Annotated in this window: 16 protein-coding genes; 10 read left to right on the top strand and 6 right to left on the bottom strand. The window is 41.2% G+C overall.

Going from position 1 to position 16,436, the window contains the following annotated elements:
• Window positions 1–63 precede the first annotated feature (63 nt).
• The 4 genes from HJG39_RS16315 (at window position 64) to kdsA (ending at window position 3,501) form a co-directional block, all read left to right on the top strand.
• The gene (locus tag HJG39_RS16315; RefSeq protein WP_268410745.1) at window positions 64–1,017 is read left to right on the top strand and encodes a DUF3369 domain-containing protein; all 954 of its coding nucleotides are present in this window, start codon (window positions 64–66) and stop codon (window positions 1,015–1,017) included.
• A 106-nt stretch (window positions 1,018–1,123) separates the two neighbouring features.
• A complete protein-coding gene (locus HJG39_RS16310) occupies window positions 1,124–1,501 on the top strand; it encodes a SirB2 family protein (RefSeq protein WP_268410742.1) in 378 nt (125 codons plus the stop codon).
• A 238-nt stretch (window positions 1,502–1,739) separates the two neighbouring features.
• Window positions 1,740–2,549 (top strand): SirB1 family protein, encoded by an 810-nt coding sequence (locus tag HJG39_RS16305; RefSeq protein WP_268410739.1) that lies wholly within the window; start codon window positions 1,740–1,742, stop codon window positions 2,547–2,549.
• Between the two features lie 103 nt (window positions 2,550–2,652).
• Window positions 2,653–3,501, top strand: coding sequence for a 3-deoxy-8-phosphooctulonate synthase (gene kdsA, locus HJG39_RS16300; RefSeq protein WP_268410736.1), 849 nt, complete (start codon window positions 2,653–2,655; stop codon window positions 3,499–3,501).
• A gap of 340 nt (window positions 3,502–3,841) precedes the next feature.
• Here kdsA and HJG39_RS16295 read toward each other — a convergent pair whose 3' ends face one another.
• A complete protein-coding gene (locus HJG39_RS16295) occupies window positions 3,842–4,120 on the bottom strand; it encodes a hypothetical protein (protein WP_268410732.1) in 279 nt (92 codons plus the stop codon).
• Window positions 4,121–4,325: 205 nt separating this feature from the next.
• Between HJG39_RS16295 and HJG39_RS16290 the strand changes: the two genes are divergently transcribed.
• The 4 genes from HJG39_RS16290 to rlmM are packed head-to-tail and all read left to right on the top strand — an operon-like array spanning window position 4,326 to window position 7,316.
• Window positions 4,326–5,222, top strand: a complete 897-nt coding sequence (locus HJG39_RS16290; protein WP_268410730.1) for a transcriptional regulator GcvA — start codon at window positions 4,326–4,328, stop codon at window positions 5,220–5,222.
• Window positions 5,223–5,232: 10 nt separating this feature from the next.
• Window positions 5,233–5,841 (top strand): alpha/beta family hydrolase, encoded by a 609-nt coding sequence (locus HJG39_RS16285; protein ID WP_268410727.1) that lies wholly within the window; start codon window positions 5,233–5,235, stop codon window positions 5,839–5,841.
• Window positions 5,842–5,855: 14 nt separating this feature from the next.
• Window positions 5,856–6,230: a DUF423 domain-containing protein gene (locus HJG39_RS16280; protein WP_268410725.1), complete on the top strand. Its 375-nt coding sequence runs from the start codon at window positions 5,856–5,858 to the stop codon at window positions 6,228–6,230.
• Window positions 6,231–7,316 (top strand): 23S rRNA (cytidine(2498)-2'-O)-methyltransferase RlmM, encoded by a 1,086-nt coding sequence (rlmM, locus tag HJG39_RS16275; protein ID WP_268410722.1) that lies wholly within the window; start codon window positions 6,231–6,233, stop codon window positions 7,314–7,316.
• A 16-nt stretch (window positions 7,317–7,332) separates the two neighbouring features.
• On the opposite strand, the gene HJG39_RS16270 is transcribed toward rlmM, so the two are convergent.
• The 5 genes from HJG39_RS16270 to HJG39_RS16250 form a co-directional block, all read right to left on the bottom strand.
• Window positions 7,333–9,324 (bottom strand): transglutaminase family protein, encoded by a 1,992-nt coding sequence (locus HJG39_RS16270; protein ID WP_268410720.1) that lies wholly within the window; start codon window positions 9,322–9,324, stop codon window positions 7,333–7,335.
• Window positions 9,321–10,307, bottom strand: a complete 987-nt coding sequence (locus HJG39_RS16265) for a DUF58 domain-containing protein (protein ID WP_268410717.1) — start codon at window positions 10,305–10,307, stop codon at window positions 9,321–9,323. The genes HJG39_RS16270 and HJG39_RS16265 overlap by 4 nt, the downstream gene beginning before the upstream one ends.
• 9 nt (window positions 10,308–10,316) lie before the next feature.
• A complete protein-coding gene (locus tag HJG39_RS16260) occupies window positions 10,317–11,234 on the bottom strand; it encodes an AAA family ATPase (RefSeq protein ID WP_268410715.1) in 918 nt (305 codons plus the stop codon).
• Between the two features lie 758 nt (window positions 11,235–11,992).
• Window positions 11,993–12,391, bottom strand: a complete 399-nt coding sequence (locus HJG39_RS16255; RefSeq protein WP_268410712.1) for an H-NS family histone-like protein — start codon at window positions 12,389–12,391, stop codon at window positions 11,993–11,995.
• A gap of 122 nt (window positions 12,392–12,513) precedes the next feature.
• Window positions 12,514–14,151, bottom strand: a complete 1,638-nt coding sequence (locus tag HJG39_RS16250; protein WP_268410710.1) for an electron transfer flavoprotein-ubiquinone oxidoreductase — start codon at window positions 14,149–14,151, stop codon at window positions 12,514–12,516.
• 414 nt (window positions 14,152–14,565) lie between these two features.
• Here HJG39_RS16250 and HJG39_RS16245 point away from each other — a divergent pair, with 414 nt between their 5' ends.
• Together HJG39_RS16245 and HJG39_RS16240 are read left to right on the top strand one after the other, a co-directional pair.
• Entirely contained in the window at window positions 14,566–15,315 is a 750-nt protein-coding gene (locus HJG39_RS16245; RefSeq protein ID WP_268410706.1) for an electron transfer flavoprotein subunit beta/FixA family protein, read from the top strand.
• Entirely contained in the window at window positions 15,316–16,242 is a 927-nt protein-coding gene (locus HJG39_RS16240) for an electron transfer flavoprotein subunit alpha/FixB family protein (RefSeq protein WP_268410703.1), read from the top strand.
• Window positions 16,243–16,436: the final 194 nt, after the last annotated feature.

Below are 16,436 nucleotides of genomic sequence, written 5' to 3'. Positions count from 1 at the left end.
AAACCGTTAGTTTTACGGAACGTTTTTGCGTGGTGGGTCAAGCCATATCCAAGGGATTAATTTATGTCCGAAGATTTACTTTTCATTGATGATGTAGAAGATGATATTCCTTCTAATAATGAGGCATGGAAAGTGCTGATTGTCGATGATGAGCCTGAAGTTCACTCGGTTACAAAATTGGCCTTGAGTGACTTCTCTTTTATGGATAAAAACATCGAATTTTTGAGTGCCCATAGTGGCTCAGAAGCAAAACAGATGCTGGTAGAACATGTTGATATAGCGTTGGTGCTTCTTGATGTTGTCATGGAAACCGAGGATGCGGGTTTACAGGTTGCTAACTTCATTCGTACTGAAAGCAATAACCCTTTTTCTAGAATTATCTTACGTACCGGGCAACCGGGTAGGGCGCCAGAAAGGCAAGTCGTTCAAGATTACGACATTAACGATTACCGCTCTAAAACCGAATTAACCGCACAAAAATTGTTTACGTCAGTAATCGCCTCTTTGCGCTCATATCGAGATATTATTCAACTAGAACATAGCCGCAGAGCGTTAGAAGATGTCATTACTTTTTCCAGCCAATTATTTCGTGTTGAAGATATTGATTCTTATGCTCAGATGCTATTTGAGCAGTGCTGCACCTTATTTGGCGATAAGCCAAGGTTGGTTTATTTATCGAGTCACCGCGCAAACCCGAGCGACTTAAATGCATTTACCCCTTATGTCTTTAACACCGATGATAAATTAACCAAGTACCATGCGTTAAGCGAAGCGGTTAACTGTGCCGCGAAAAGTGTATGCTCTCTTGCGCTAGTAAAGCAGTCGATGGTACATGAGGGTAATCAAGTGGTGTTATTTACTCAAAAAGCTCTAACCAACCCAACTCTGTTTTTAATTGATGGCATTCCGCAAGAGCTTTCGGTAGAAGCGCAACGAATTCAAAGCATCTACCTACAAAACGCACAAGCAGCTTTTGAGCGAGTTCAACTTTCTCAAGAGAAAAAAATCGTTACCTGATCGAATGACATTTTGTTTGTTCGTGTAAGCCTCATGATTTCTATTGATTTTCTATTAAAAAACATTACCTTTGCAGAACTCAAAGTAACTGAACTTGGACGAGTCTATGTACCCTATTGTTAAGCATATCCACCTAACAGCAATTGCTATTAGCGTGTTGCTATTTATTGTGCGTTATTATTGGTCTTTACGTAACCCTGCCAAAATGCAGTTAAAGTGGGTAAAAGTTGTACCTCATGTCGTCGACACTATTTTGTTAGTGAGTGCGTTAACATTGTGCTTTATTATTCAACAATATCCCTTTGTTGATGCTTGGTTGACGGAAAAAGTAATGGGGTTGGTCTTTTACATTGTGCTTGGCATGGTGGCGTTAAAAAATGGTAGAACACCGCTTATGAGATGGGTTGGATTTTTTGGCGCACTGGCTTGGATCGTATTCATTGCAAAAGTAGCCGTTTTAAAACAACCCATTTTGTTCGGTTAGTTTTTGCAAAATAGTGTAGAGAAAGTGGCGTATGCCTCTTTTCTCTCGCCAAATTAATAGCTTCCTGATTTTTCTTATTCTTCGATCTCCCCCTCTGCCTTATCAGCGTTTACTGAAATCGCCATCCTTGTTTTCGGAACTGGGCGTAAAAATGAACACAAATAATTAGTAAAGCTTCACCAGAAAATACCGATAAGTAGAAAGACGATAAGTGAAAGGGTTTAGTTGAGGCGTATTAGTGCAACGACTGCAACAAGCAATTGAACAAAAAAACACATTCATGGCCGGATTGTATCTTGCTGAATACTTCCAACCTTCGCTGGATATTACGACCCATATCCAGCAGGTGGAGTATTTTATTCGTGGCGCATTTAAAGTGGTGAGCCGAGAAGAAAGCAATGAAACCAAACTTGTTCAGTTGTTGAATTACTTTTATCAAGAACTGGCTTTTACAGGTGATGAAAACCAGCTGTTTGCACCTAATTATAATTTCCTCGATAAAGTCATTGATTATCGAACCGGTATTCCTATCACCCTTGCAATCTTGTTTTGTCAGCTTGGTCGAGCTGTTGGTTTGCGTACACAAGAAGTCGCTTTTCCCGGACATTACCTTATCCGGGTAGAAGTGCAGCCACAACGCTATTGGTATATTGAACCTTTATCTGGGAAGCGCTTGGATTGGCAACAGTTAGAACAGTTATATCAAACCATGACAGATGAAGATCCAGATACTCTACCTCACGAAATTCTTCAACCAACGGGCTGTGAAGAAACCGTTATTCGAATGTTGCACAGTATTAAAGCATCGCTGATTAACGAAGGACAATTACACCAAGCTTTAACTTGCTCAGAGTTATTGCTGGAGTTGTCACCGGATGACCCTTATGAGCGGCGAGATAGAGGTTTTTTACTGCATCAGCTAGATTGCCCTCAGTTAGCCCTTGAAGACTACCATTACTTTATTGAAAAGTGCCCGAGCGATCCGTTGACTGAATTGCTCAAAGTGCATATGCACAATATGCAGCTTAATGAGGTCGTATTTCACTAGTTGTTTCGTTATCGTCTAGTTTGAACGTTTCGACCTCGCCGAATCTACTGAAATTCGCTATTATCCTTCGCAATTTGATCAGCAACTGAATTTGGACAAATTCATGCAAAACTTAACTCGCATCCCTTTGGCTGGTTTTACAGTCGACAACCATGCTCCCTTTGTTCTTTTTGGTGGGATGAATGTCCTCGAATCCAGAGACTTGGCAATGAAGATTGCGGAGCATTACAAAGAAGTCACTACTCGTCTCAATATTCCCTATGTGTTTAAAGCCAGCTTCGATAAAGCTAATCGTTCTTCTATTCACTCTTTTCGAGGTCCGGGAATGGAAGAAGGGTTGAAGATCTTTGAAGAAATCAAAAATCAGTTTGATGTGCCTTGTATCACAGATGTTCACGAACCCCATCAGGCTGCACCCGTAGCAGAAGTGGTGGACGTGATCCAATTACCAGCATTTCTTGCCCGCCAAACTGATTTAGTGGTGGCGATGGGGAAAACCGACGCCATTATTAATGTTAAGAAACCCCAATTCCTTGCGCCTCATGAAATGCGCCACATCATTAACAAGTTTTTAGAAGCCGGTAACGACAAAATCATTTTATGTGAGCGAGGTAGTAGCTTTGGTTACAACAACCTTGTGGTTGACATGCTTGGCATGGACGACATGAAAGCATTTGCGCCAGTGATTTTCGATGCTACCCATGCATTACAACGCCCAGGTGGAAGAAGTGATTCGGCTGATGGGCGTCGTGCTCAAGCGGCACAACTTGCTCGCTCTGGTATGGCGTTAGGGTTAGCGGGATTATTTATTGAAGCGCACCCTGATCCTGATAATGCAAAATGCGATGGGCCTTGTGCTTTGCCTCTGCATCAGCTTGAACCTTATTTGCAGCAAATGAAGCAGTTAGATGATCTGATCAAAGGATTTGAGCCGTTGCAAACGAGCGATTAAATTGTCGTTGTTAAAGGAAGGTTAACCTTTCTTTTTAACTCGTTACCATAATGTAAACTAATTAATGTAAGGCAGATTTAGCGATGACTTTTTCTGTCTTTTTTGTATTTTAGATCATCTTTTTTACAAAGGAAGGCGACATAATACCGAGCGAAACTAAGATAGATGTTATTACGTTGAATAGTCTGTATGGAAGAGTATCTTAAAGTATGAATTGAGATGTTTTTTGAGGGAATGACATCCCCCGAAAAGATGGTTTTTCGGGGGAGTACGTGTCATTAATTGAACTTTATCAGTAAGAACCGCTTGTTAAAGCAATACTGACAAATATAGGTTCAACTTACTCTGCACGTAAAGAAACGATTGGTTTTTTCGCTTCGTCAAATTTGGTTAAAGCTAAAAACTGTTGAACGTTCTGTTCTAGGTCCATTTTAGCTATTTGATTTTTAACGGTAAATTGAATGTTTGGGCGCTCAATACTATTAACAGCTAATTCAATGCTGCTGCTTAAAGCGTCTTGTAAATCGTTGCCAGTGAATACAGATTCTTTTGCAATTACGTTGTTGCTTAGAACTAAAGCAGTTACACTGCTGATAACGAGGGAATTTAAAAATTTCATTGTTCTCACCTAAAGTAAAATTAATGTTAAAATTGACACGAAATTTGTTAACCGTTTAAACCTTGCTTTACCAACTCCCTGTAAAACAAGGTTTTCGTCGGGAACAGGTTAAATATACAACTAGTAGTGAAGTTTTAAAAACGAGAAAATATATGGGTTAGCCATTAGAAAAACTAATCCATAAGTTTAAGTGAATTAAAAGCGTATGAGTTTTAAAAGACTACCTCCTTTAAACGCGCTAAGGGCCTTCGAAGCGGCAGCTCGTCATTTGAGTTTTACGCGGGCTGCTGAGGAGCTATTTGTAACCCAAGCCGCGGTGAGTCATCAGATAAAAGGACTAGAAGAATTTTTGGGAATGAAGCTGTTTTTACGGAAGAACCGAACGCTGCTTTTGACCGAAGAAGGGCAAAGCTATTTTCTCGAAATAAAAGATATTTTTCTTAGTTTGCAAGAGGCGACAAACCGTTTGTTGGCAATGGGTGCAAAGGGATCGATTACGATTGCACTCCCGCCGAGTTTTGCGGTTCAGTGGCTAGTGCCAAAACTATCTGATTTTGCTGAAGTGCAACCCGATATTGATGTGCGAATCAAAGCGGTGGATTCCGAGGATGGCTTCTTAACAGACGATGTGGATCTTGCTATCTATTATGGCCGTGGTCGTTGGCCCGGCTTGGTCGCAGAAAAGCTATATACCGAGTATCTCATTCCGGTTTGTTCTCCGGGATTATTGATGGGAGCTAAGCCGCTAGATACATTAGATGATCTTAAGCATCATATGTTATTGCATGATACCTCTCGAGAGTCATGGAAAGGGTTTATTCGGCAATTTAATGTATTGGGTGTAAATGTGAATCAAGGCCCGATTTTCTCGCATACGATGTTGGCGCTTCAAGCCGCAGCATTGGGTCAGGGTATCGCATTGGTTGATAATGCACTTGCTGGGCCGGATATAGCGATGGGGCGTTTAGTGTGTCCATTTGAAGAAAGAATGGTTACTAAGCAAGCCTATTATATAGTGTGTAGGGAAGCACAGGCTGAGTTAGGGCGTATCCAAACATTTAAGAATTGGGTAATGACCAAAGTCACCGTTGAGACAAATTAAAGGAGAGAAGGTGTCTGATTTTATTGCAACACTCATTTTGGCTCATGGAGCGGGGGCAGGTAGCAATAGTGACTTTATGCAAGACATGGCTAAGTTGCTAAAAGTAAAGCGAATCAATGTACGGTTGTTCGATTTTGACTACATGAAAACCATTCAGGAAACAGGTAAGAAGCGCCCTCCCGAAACGATAGCCAAGTTACAACAGCAGTGGCAGCAACAAATTCTCTCTTATTCAGAAGAACTCCCTTTATTCATCGGTGGAAAATCGATGGGCGGACGTGTGGCAAGCACCATTTTTGAAGCATCATCTGCACTGGCGTGTATTTGTTTGGGGTATCCTTTTCATCCTCCCGGTAAACCAGAAAAATTGCGAACTGAGCACCTTGAAAATTTAAACAAGCCTTTATTAGTTGTTCAAGGTGAGCGGGATACCTTTGGTAATAAAGCAGAAATTGAACAGTACCCATTATCCAACGCCATTGCTTTACGTTATTTACCCGATGGCGATCACAGCTTTAAGCCTCGTAAAGCTTCCGGTATAACACTTGAGCAAAATTTGCAGGTGGCGGCGAATGAGGTTGCTACATTTATTCAACAACAGATTCAGGGGCTGAGTTAGCCAAGGGCATTTATATGAACTATCTATTGTCGATTGCTGCGTTGTTAGGCTTCTTTTCGGTAGGACTTGGAGCGTTTGCCTCTCATGGTCTTAAAAATCGTATTCCAGAACATTTAATCACCGCTTTTCAGACGGGTGTACAATATCAGTTCTACCATACGTTAGCTTTGCTGCTACTGGTGGTATTATATCGTCAATTTCAACAGAGCTTATTTTTGTGGTCCTACGGATTCATGCTAGCAGGGATTATATGCTTTTCCGGTAGTTTATATTTGTTGGCATTAACAGGAATGAAGTTTTTTGGCCCCATTACGCCTATTGGCGGTGTCTTTTTTATGATTGGCTGGATAATTCTTCTAGTCGCCAGTTTGAAGTTAGGAAATAGTTAGATGACAGCAGTGTTGACATACTGTCGTGCCGGATTCGAAAACGATGCGGCAAATGAATTAATGCAACAAGCCTCCGATAGAGGTGTGTTTGGCTATGTAAATGCCAAAAAAGGTAATGGCTATGTGCTGTTTGAAAGCTATCAGTCAGAACAAGTCGAGGAACTTATTGAAATTCTTCCCATTGAGCATTTAATTTTTTCGCGCCAATGGTTTGCTTCAAAGCTGCACTTGCAAAATTTGAACTTGCAAGATCGCGTTGGCGATATTATTGAAGCCATTTCACAAGACGAGCATTTTCCGCAATGTGGCAATGTGCGCGTGGAGCACCCTGACACGGATTCTGGCAAAGAGCTGTCGAAATTCTGCCGCAAGTTTACCGTGCCGCTTAGGCAGTCGCTTAGAAAGCATGGCTTGTTAACGGACAAGCCAGAAAAAAGTCCTAATGAACTATTCGTTTTTTTTACGGATAATCAAACCTGTTTTGTCGGCTACGCTAAAACCGATAACTGCTCACCTTTGCCCCATGGGATTTTACGTTTGAAGGCAGCAGCAGATGCGCCCAGCCGTTCGTCACTTAAATTAGAAGAAGCTTTTCAAGTCTTTATTCCTAAAATCAAGCATGAAGATAGATTGCGTTCAGGCATGAAGGCCGTTGATTTAGGCGCCTGTCCCGGAGGCTGGACATACCAACTGGTGCGTAGAGGTATGTTTGTACAAGCGATTGATAATGGCCTAATTGATGAGTCGTTGATGCAAACCGGTCAAGTTGAACATTTTCAAGTGGATGGATTTGTTTATGAACCGAAAAAGAAAAATGTGTATTGGCTCGTTTGCGACATGGTAGAAAAGCCAATGCGAGTGTCTGAATTGATGGCTGATTGGGTGGCAAAAGAATGGTGTGTTGAAGCCATGTTTAATTTGAAGCTGCCCATGAAACGACGTTACGAGTCGTTAATGGAATGCTTAGACTTTATTCGAGAGTATCTAAAGGCCAATGGCTGTCGTAAGTTTTCGTTACGAGCAAAGCATTTGTACCATGATCGCGAAGAAGTTACGGTGCATATTCGACGTCATCGCGTTGGCTAATGAACGGATACGCTCGTTATTTAAAGCGCTTTTTGAAATGCTTCACTTGCTGTTTAAAAGCGCTGATTTCCTTATCTGTATTTGCATTATTCGCATAGCGTAATTGTACAAATAGATGAGTTAACCTCATAAACTCCTTAGCAAATTCATCGTTGCTTTGTTTTAAAATGGCTTCTGCATAAGTTATTGCTGCTTGCGACTTTTCTTTATGAAACCCTTTCTTTGTCATGGAATCAATTAACAAATGATAATGATGTAATAGTGGGTCGTTGATTTTGGGAAACCAAATTCGATATTGAAAGGCGACCAGCAGAATGCCAATACAAAATAATGTACTTATCGTTAGTGCCATAATTCTATACGGCGATAAGCTACCTAAAATAGACGCAAATAAGGACACCTGCTTTTCTTGGTCAAATCCAAGTAACCATCGACTCCATAAATAATCGACATTTTCCATCAAATCACGTAGTTGACCGAGCCAAGCTATATCTTTGAGCTTGGCGAGAGAAAAGGGGGAGCCCAGTAAGAACGTATTTTCGTGGGCAACCGCAACTTCTAATCCGTGTAATATCCTTTCTGGTGAAACAAGCGCGGTAGGATCTAAGCGCTGCCAGCCTGTTTGCTCTCGCCAAATTTCAACCCATGCATGAGCATCGTATTGATACACACTCATGTAATTCTCACCGCGAGTTTCGCCACCTAAATAACCTGTAACCATTCTGGCGGGAATACCTGCTTCTCGCATAATGAACGCCATTGCACTGGCATAATGAGCACAAAAACCTGCTTGTGAATCGAATAATAATGTATCAATGGCGTTGGTTGGCATCGCGATAGGCTGAAGCGTATAGCGGTAATCTCCTCGCACAAAATGCGCTTTTACAGCATGAATAAAATCGGCATCGTTTGTGTGCTTTTGGCGAAGCGATCGGACCCATTTCTTGGTTTTAGGGTTGCTATTGTTTGGTGTTTGTAGGTTTAGTAGTTTGTCGAACGCAGCGTTTGCTGAATATAAGGGTGATTGATAGTAGGCGTTGACTTGATACTTGAATTGACCTTGTGCGCCAGTTTCTCTTTGTAATTGATAATCTTGAGATAACCAAAGTTGTTTATCCTTGCTTTGTGCGATGTCCAAACTATACAACCAAGGTTGTGATACTGGTTCTGCGATGACTTCATACTGATAATAAGGGCCTTTAAGCTCGGGAGTGAAACCCAAGTTTAATTGTTTGTTCAAGGCTTTAGCCTGTTTGCGCTGAGGTGATATTCGCCAAGTGCTACCATCAAAATCTTCCAACACTAATGCTCGCCAGTAACGTTCTTCTGGAGGTGGAATGTCACCGGAAAACGTTGCTCTGAACGCTAAATCAGAAGACTGTGACAAGTTTGCAATATCTCCGGGGGTGACAGTTTCGCTTAGCCCTGTTTCTGCGCTTTTTCCTGTGGGCATTCTCCATAAGGGTTCAATTTGAGGGATGATTAAAAATAACAGAGCGGTGATTGGAAGCGCCTGTAAACATTGAATCCCAATGACTTTCAACTGATGAGAGAGGCGAGCATGAGGGGCCGTGTGATAAATCAATGACGTTAGTAACAGTAAGATTGTAACGCTATACAAAAAGGTAAATAACGGGGTTTGTTGAAATATAAAACCACAGAAAATGAGGAAAAAGGTCGCAACAATTAAACCAAAGTAATCTTGATAACGTCGCATTGTCATGAGCTTCAAAGCGCAGCCCATTGCAAGTAAATTGATCATTCCCAGTAATAAACCAAGGTGCCAACCTGAATAGGCTAGGCCAATAGCACTGAGCACCGCTAATAAGTTAATGGTACGAATGCTGGGTAAATGCTTATGCACATTGAAAAAAAGAAAGAGTCGCATCGCTACTGCACAGGCCATTAATATTTGAACCCATAACAACAAAGGTTCACCTAGCGTAAAGGTGATGATGAGTAGCGATAGGCTTAGGAATAGATGAGCTCGATTTTGAGTGCGTGTCATGAACTACGCTCATTTGGGTATAACGCTAGCGCATGTAAACAGGCCTCTCGGTGGGCTGCACCATTTTGCGGTTCAATGCTGGTGTTACCAAGGTGAAGCCCATAACGAACCTCTGATTTATGACATTCATTTACCAGCCAACATAAATAACTAAGTGCTTCTTCAATATTACGAGTGGGCATTTGGTTTAGAGACAGCCAAAGCGTTTCGCTTAAAGGAGTTGAAAATTGCTTGCTAACAAGAGCTTGTCTTTTTGCAACCAGCTTCCAAGCAATTCTATGCATTGGGTCGCCTTGGCGATAACTGGTTAGTGTTTCGAAGTCTTCTTGTCCCTGTTGACTCTTGGCTCCAGAGGTCTCTGAATTAGCATGTCCACTCAGGATGGGAAAGTGTGAGAGTGGAAGCGGTTTCGGGTAAACAATCACTTCTCCTTTAAATTTCAAGTGGGTCCAGCATCGATACAGACCAAGGGGATAATAGCTTTCTACCGTAATTCGCGGAATTGAATGCTTTCCTCGGGGCAATTCTCCAAAAGCAAGGTTAATGGGATTAGTTGCGTGGGCAGGGTCAAATGTGGTGTGTGTTTTTTGCTGAAAACGTTTTAAGTATATTTTTCCCTTATAAGGCAACTGGCTTTCATCTTCGCTTACGTGGCTAAACCAGATAGGAAAAGTTGACTCTTCACCAGCAAAAATCGGATGAATGCGTCCGATCTGGAGCTGAATTTTTGAAAAGTTGCTGTAGCTGGCCGTGAGATTGATAAGAAATAATGAGACCAAAAAGAAGCAGAGTAAAAGCAGTAAATTGTTACTGTAGTTACTGCCTAAGATAAAGAGCCCGATACATAAGCCAATAAATAAAACGCCAAACTTTGAGGGAAAAATGAAAATGCTATCCATGCCAAGCTGAAACTTACGTTCTGAAGGAATGCGTTTATCCAACCACATCAACATTCGTTTATTCCAAAGTGTGAAGCTATTCATGGCAGTGCTCTAAGCCGCGAGAGGGTCAATTTCTTCGAGTAACAGCTGTGTAAGAGGTTGTTGGCTATTTATATCGGAACTCGTGCTTCGGATTCTATGCTCCGCTACCGCAGGCAATATTGCTTGTACATCTTCTGGAATCACGTAATCCCTTCCCGATATGAAAGCCCATGCTCGGCTCGCTGCCAGAATAGCTTTGCTGGCCCTAGGTGAGAGTGAGTTGGGAAAGGCGTCGGATTCACGCGTTAATGTAACTAACTTCAAAATATAGTCAAAAATGGCGGCAGAGGCTTCTATACGCCTAATACGCTGTTGCATATCGTTAAATTCTGTTGGGGTAATGCATTGTGTTAATGCTGATAATTGTAAGGAAGTATCTCCTTCAAGCATTCTCTTTTCCGACTGCCAATCTGGATAACCTAAATGAATGCGCATTAAAAAACGGTCTAACTGTGATTCTGGAAGCGCATAAGTACCCGATTGATACATCGGGTTTTGCGTTGCAATAACGATAAAAGGGGTTGGGAGTGGATGTGTCTCGCCATCAATAGTGACTTGTTTTTCCTCCATCGCTTCTAGCAAAGCGCTCTGTGTTTTTGGATTAGAGCGGTTAATTTCATCTGCTAAAAGGAGGTTGGTAAAGATAGGACCAGGATGAAATTGGAATTGTGTTTTTTGATTGTCGAAGATATTTACACCTAAAATGTCGGCAGGTAAAAGGTCTGAAGTAAACTGTACGCGGCTAAACATTAATCCGAGTGTTTTGGCTAATGAATGCGATAAGGTTGTTTTTCCCATGCCGGGAAGATCTTCAATCAGTAAGTGCCCGTTACATAATAAACAACTGAGCGCGAGTCTGATTTGCTCTTGCTTACCGACAACAACATTCCCTATCTCATGGATAATTTTTTCTACTATATGATTCATTCTTTCAACTAGCTCTAGCGTCAGTGTAAATACTTTAGCTGATCTGCATCCTTAAAAGGAGAATTATCCTGTTAAGTAGAAGGTATTTTTTGTATGAAAATGTATGACTAATGATACTTACTAGTACCTATTATTGGAAAACAACGCAATCAGTATTTCTGATTTGTAAATAAAATGTTTTTATTTGCTTCAAACTATTCAGATAAAATTGTAACTCGTATAAGCAAACTAAGTTGGCAGATAACTTTATTAGGCTGACCATAGGACTATCTTTATGGATAAAAATTTGAAATGAGCAATAACCATTTTATAGCTTAAAGAATGTGAGGATAAACTCTGTTACATTCTGTGATAATTACGCATTATATCTAAATCATTTTATTTATATCGATAACAAATAATAACGATATTTTGTCGTAATCTGATGCGTAAATAACGTTAAGAGCCTGTTATGAGAGGCTATGAAAATGAGTAATTAGTGTTTTAGTGGGCAGGATAAAGCCTTAAATGACGCTCTCAACGCCTTCTACTGCATTGAGTGAAAAGAGTATGGAAGTTTATAGGGGTAGAGTTTAAAAGCTCTCAGGGCTGTTATGGTGCGATTAATTGCTGAGAATGGGTTGGATTAGGAACAGTAAATAGTATTTGGATTAGGGGGGATCTTGAGGATAGGGGCGAGACACGCGTTAGGAGGATGTATTCCTTAGAAATAGAAAAGGTACCGACCTAGGCCAGTACCTTAACGATGCACGATTAGACTAGATTTTAAATTCGTCTAATTCAATACCGTTGCTTAGCGCTTCAGAAAAGATTTTTGGCATTCTACCAATACCCGTCCAGAAGTGTGGTTCGCCGTTACTATCGACTAATTTATACTTCACAGGACGCTTTTTACCAGATTTGCCAATCTTAGAAATAAGTTCTGACTCGTTAAGATCATCAAGGCTTAAGCCCGCTGCTTTTAACTGTTCTTGAATTTGAACAATTTTAGCTTGTTTCTCAGCCTGAACTTTCTTTTCTTCTTTTTCTTTATCTTTTTTTGACTCAATAATTGAGGCTAATTTAGCCATAACTTCTTCCAATTCTTCACTGGATAAATCTTTCACTGCACCTTGCAAACGACGCCCATGTGTCAATATCTGCAAAAATTCAGACATGTTTTTTTCCCCGAGTTAGAAAATAATAAGTGAAATTTAAATTTAAGTGTATTAATAAAATATAATTATATTAAAAAAGATGCAATAAAAAAGCGGCTGTGCCGCTTTTTATTTTTTAAATTTTACATATTTGGATAATTTGGTCCCCCGGTTCCTTCCGGTGTTATCCATTTAATATTTTGACTCGGATCTTTGATATCACAAGTTTTACAATGTATACAGTTTTGCGCATTGATTTGAAGTTGAGGATTTTCAGAGTCATCTTTAACAATTTCATAAACACCCGCAGGGCAATAGCGCTGAGCAGGCTCATCATATTTTGCCAAATTTACGGTAATTGGGATTTCGTTGTTAGCTAATTTCAAATGACACGGTTGATCTTCTTCATGGTTAGTGTTCGATAAATATACAGATGATAATTTATCAAAACTCAACACCCCATCAGGTTTAGGATATTCGATTTTAGTGGCTTGGGAGGCCTCTTTTAAATTGGCATAATCCAAAGAATTGTCTTTTAAATTAACAGGGAGTTTTCCACCGAAAATATTTTGATCGATTGTGTTAAATGCACCGCCCCAAAATGAACCAAATTTGTGAATTGCTGGGCCAAAGTTACGTGAGTTATAAAGCTCTTCGTTCAACCAAGAACCTTTAAAACGCTCATCATGGTTAAGTTCGGCCGCATCCGTTTTAAGTGCTTCAAAAATGCTTTCAGCGGCTAGCATGCCCGACTTCATTGCGGTGTGATTGCCTTTAATTTTCGAGAAATTAAGGGTACCAGCATTACAACCCACAAGAATGCCGCCAGGGAAAGTCATGTTAGGTAAAGAATTAAACCCGCCTTTAGCGATTGCTCTTGCCCCGTAAGAAATTCTTTTTCCATCTTTTAAATATTGCTTAAACACTGGGTGGTGTTTCATGCGTTGAAATTCATCAAACGGACTTAAATGAGGGTTGGTATAACCAAGGTCGACAATGAGCCCAACAAACACTTGGTTATTTTCAGCGTGATACAGATAAGCACCACCGGTCTCATCATTTAATGGCCACCCCGCAGAGTGAACCACTAAACCTTCTTGATGTTGCTCAGCAGGAATATCCCAAATTTCTTTAAATCCAATGGCATAATGTTGAGGGGATGAATCTTTGTCTAAATTAAACTTACTTATTAATTCTTTTCCTAAATGCCCACGGCAACCTTCGGCAAATACAGTATGTTTCGCTCTAAGTTCCATGCCGGGCATAAAGCTATCTTTTGGTTCACCATCTACACCAATACCCATATCACCCGTAATCACACCGGCAATTGAACCATCATCGTTGTATAACAATTCTGATGCTGGGAAGCCCGGAAATATTTCAACGCCTAGCGCTTCGGCCTGTTCTGCTAACCAGCGGCACACATTACCCATGCTGACAATGTAATTGCCTTCGTTATGCATGGTTTTCGGAGTGATAACGTTGGGAAGGCGAGTCGAATCGTTTTCGTTTTTCAGTAGGTAGATGTGATCCTCGGTGACAGGTGTATTGAGTGGCGCGCCTTTTTCTTTCCAGTCGGGAAATAATTCCTGCATGGCACGAGGATCAAATACGGCCCCTGATAAAATATGTGCGCCGACTTCTGAGCCTTTTTCAACCACGCATACCATTAATTCTGTGTCGTTCTCATTTGCTAATTGCATGATTTTACATGCGGTTGATAAGCCAGCTGGACCTGCTCCAACAATGACTACGTCAAATTCCATCGCTTCTCGCTGCACAGGAATATCCTCCGATTGTTTTTGTTCTACGCCCCGAAAGTTGTGTTGCGCCGTTAACTTGCCTGAATTGCTGTAACTATCAAATCACATTTACTTATATTAAAGATTTGCCTGCTATTTCTTGGAACAGTGTATTTTGGGTCAAATGGATGTCAAATACACGATTAAATATTCTTTATTAATGAAAATGCGTATTTGTTCACACTGTAAAAGAAATAAAAGGCGTGAACAAAAATTACCTGAAAATGAAGATTTTAACGGCTTTTCACCGTCGATTTTGGCCTTTCAGGTTGACGTTTACGTAAACAGCAAGTAGATTGCTTGCAGATTTTAATTGTCAACGTCTAACTGCACAAGACGCCATTTCGTATACTTACGTTTTTTATACGATTCGCGTCATATACAGGGGTAATGATGAAAGTATTAGTACCGGTAAAACGAGTTATTGATTATAACGTCAAGGTAAGGGTGAAACCTGACAACTCTGGTGTTGATTTAGCTAACACCAAAATGTCGATTAACCCATTTTGTGAAATTGCGGTTGAAGAAGCGGTACGCCTTAAAGAGCAAGGAAAGGCAGAAGAAGTCGTGGTGGTTTCTATTGGTGATAAAAGCTGTCAGGAACAACTTCGTACTGCACTAGCATTAGGCGCTGACCGTGGTATTCATATTGAAACCGACGAAAACTTAGACTCTCTGCAAGTGGCCAAGTTGCTTGCCAAGGTGATAGAGCAAGAAGCGCCTCAAATGACCATTTTAGGTAAACAAGCTATTGATTCAGACAACAACCAAACCGGTCAAATGTTGTCTGCGCTAACAGGTATGCCACAAGGTACATTTGCTTCTGAAGTGAAACTTGAAGGCGAAAGTGTGCAAGTAACGCGTGAAATCGATGGTGGTTTGCAAACCATTGAGTTGCAACTTCCTGCTATCGTGACTACCGACCTTCGTTTGAACGAACCTCGTTACGCATCTTTACCTAACATCATGAAAGCCAAGCGTAAGCCTATTGATGTGAAAACGGCAGCAGATTTTGGTGTTGAGTTGGCGTCTAAAGTCACAACATTGAAAGTTGCCGCACCAAGCCAACGTGAAGGTGGTGTGAAAGTAGCTGATGTAGCAGAATTGGTCGAAAAATTGAAAAACGAAGCGAAGGTGATCTAAATGGCTATTTTGGTTTATGCAGAACACGACAACCAGCACCTAAAAGCTGAGTCCTACAAATTAGTTAACGCTGCACAACAAATGGGCGGTGATGTTCATATGTTAGTCGCTGGCGAGGCTTGCCAAAGTGTTGCAGAGCAAGCAGCCCAAATTGACGGCGTTGCAAAAGTGATTGTGGCCGATAATGCAGCGTATACAGACCAACTTGCAGAAAATGTAGCTGACCTAGTGTTAGCTGTTGCCGATGGTTATAGTCATATTCTTGCAGCAGCAACAACAACAGGCAAAAACTTCATGCCACGAGTTGCGGCAATGTTAGATGTTGCACAAATCTCAGACATCATTGCGGTAGAAAGCGCAGATACATTCCAGCGTCCAATTTATGCTGGTAATGCAATTGCAACCGTACAGAGCGCCGATGCTGTTAAAGTGATTACGGTACGAGCCAGTGCGTTTGATGCCGCCGCAGAAGGCGGAAGTGCAACAATCAAAGCAAGTGACGTGGTTAAAATCAGTGATAAAGTGAAGTTTGTCTCTCAAGAGTTAACCAAGTCTGAGCGCCCTGAATTAACCGCTGCCAATGTGATTATTTCTGGTGGTCGCGGTATGCAAAACGGCGACAACTTCAAGCTACTTGAAGGTATTGCGGATAAGCTCGGTGCTGCCATTGGTGCATCGCGCGCGGCAGTTGACGCAGGCTTTGTACCAAACGATATGCAAGTCGGTCAAACCGGTAAAGTGGTTGCGCCGCAGCTTTATATCGCTGTAGGTATTTCTGGTGCCATTCAACACTTGGCAGGCATGAAAGACTCTAAAGTGATTGTGGCTATCAACAAGGACGAAGAAGCGCCTATCTTCCAAGTGGCGGATTACGGCCTAGTTGGCGATTTATTTGAAGTGTTACCTGAATTGGAAGGTGCGCTGTAAGTTAAGGCTTTTAATCAATAGGCATTTTAAATGCCTAGCGTGAATATAGAAAAAGGCGTTCATTGAAAGATGAGCGCCTTTTTTGATGCTTAACTGTAACAGAGAATACGACCTAAATAGTGGGACGTAATTGTCAGTTACTTCTACAGAGATTTATCGCAAACTCGCCGTGAATATACTTCCATGTAGGCACT

Source organism: Alteromonas sp. a30 (assembly GCF_026788005.1).
Lineage (GTDB): Bacteria > Pseudomonadota > Gammaproteobacteria > Enterobacterales > Alteromonadaceae > Paraneptunicella.
The sequence above is the reverse complement of the archived record's forward strand: the minus strand, read 5'-3'. Positions and strand labels throughout refer to the sequence as shown.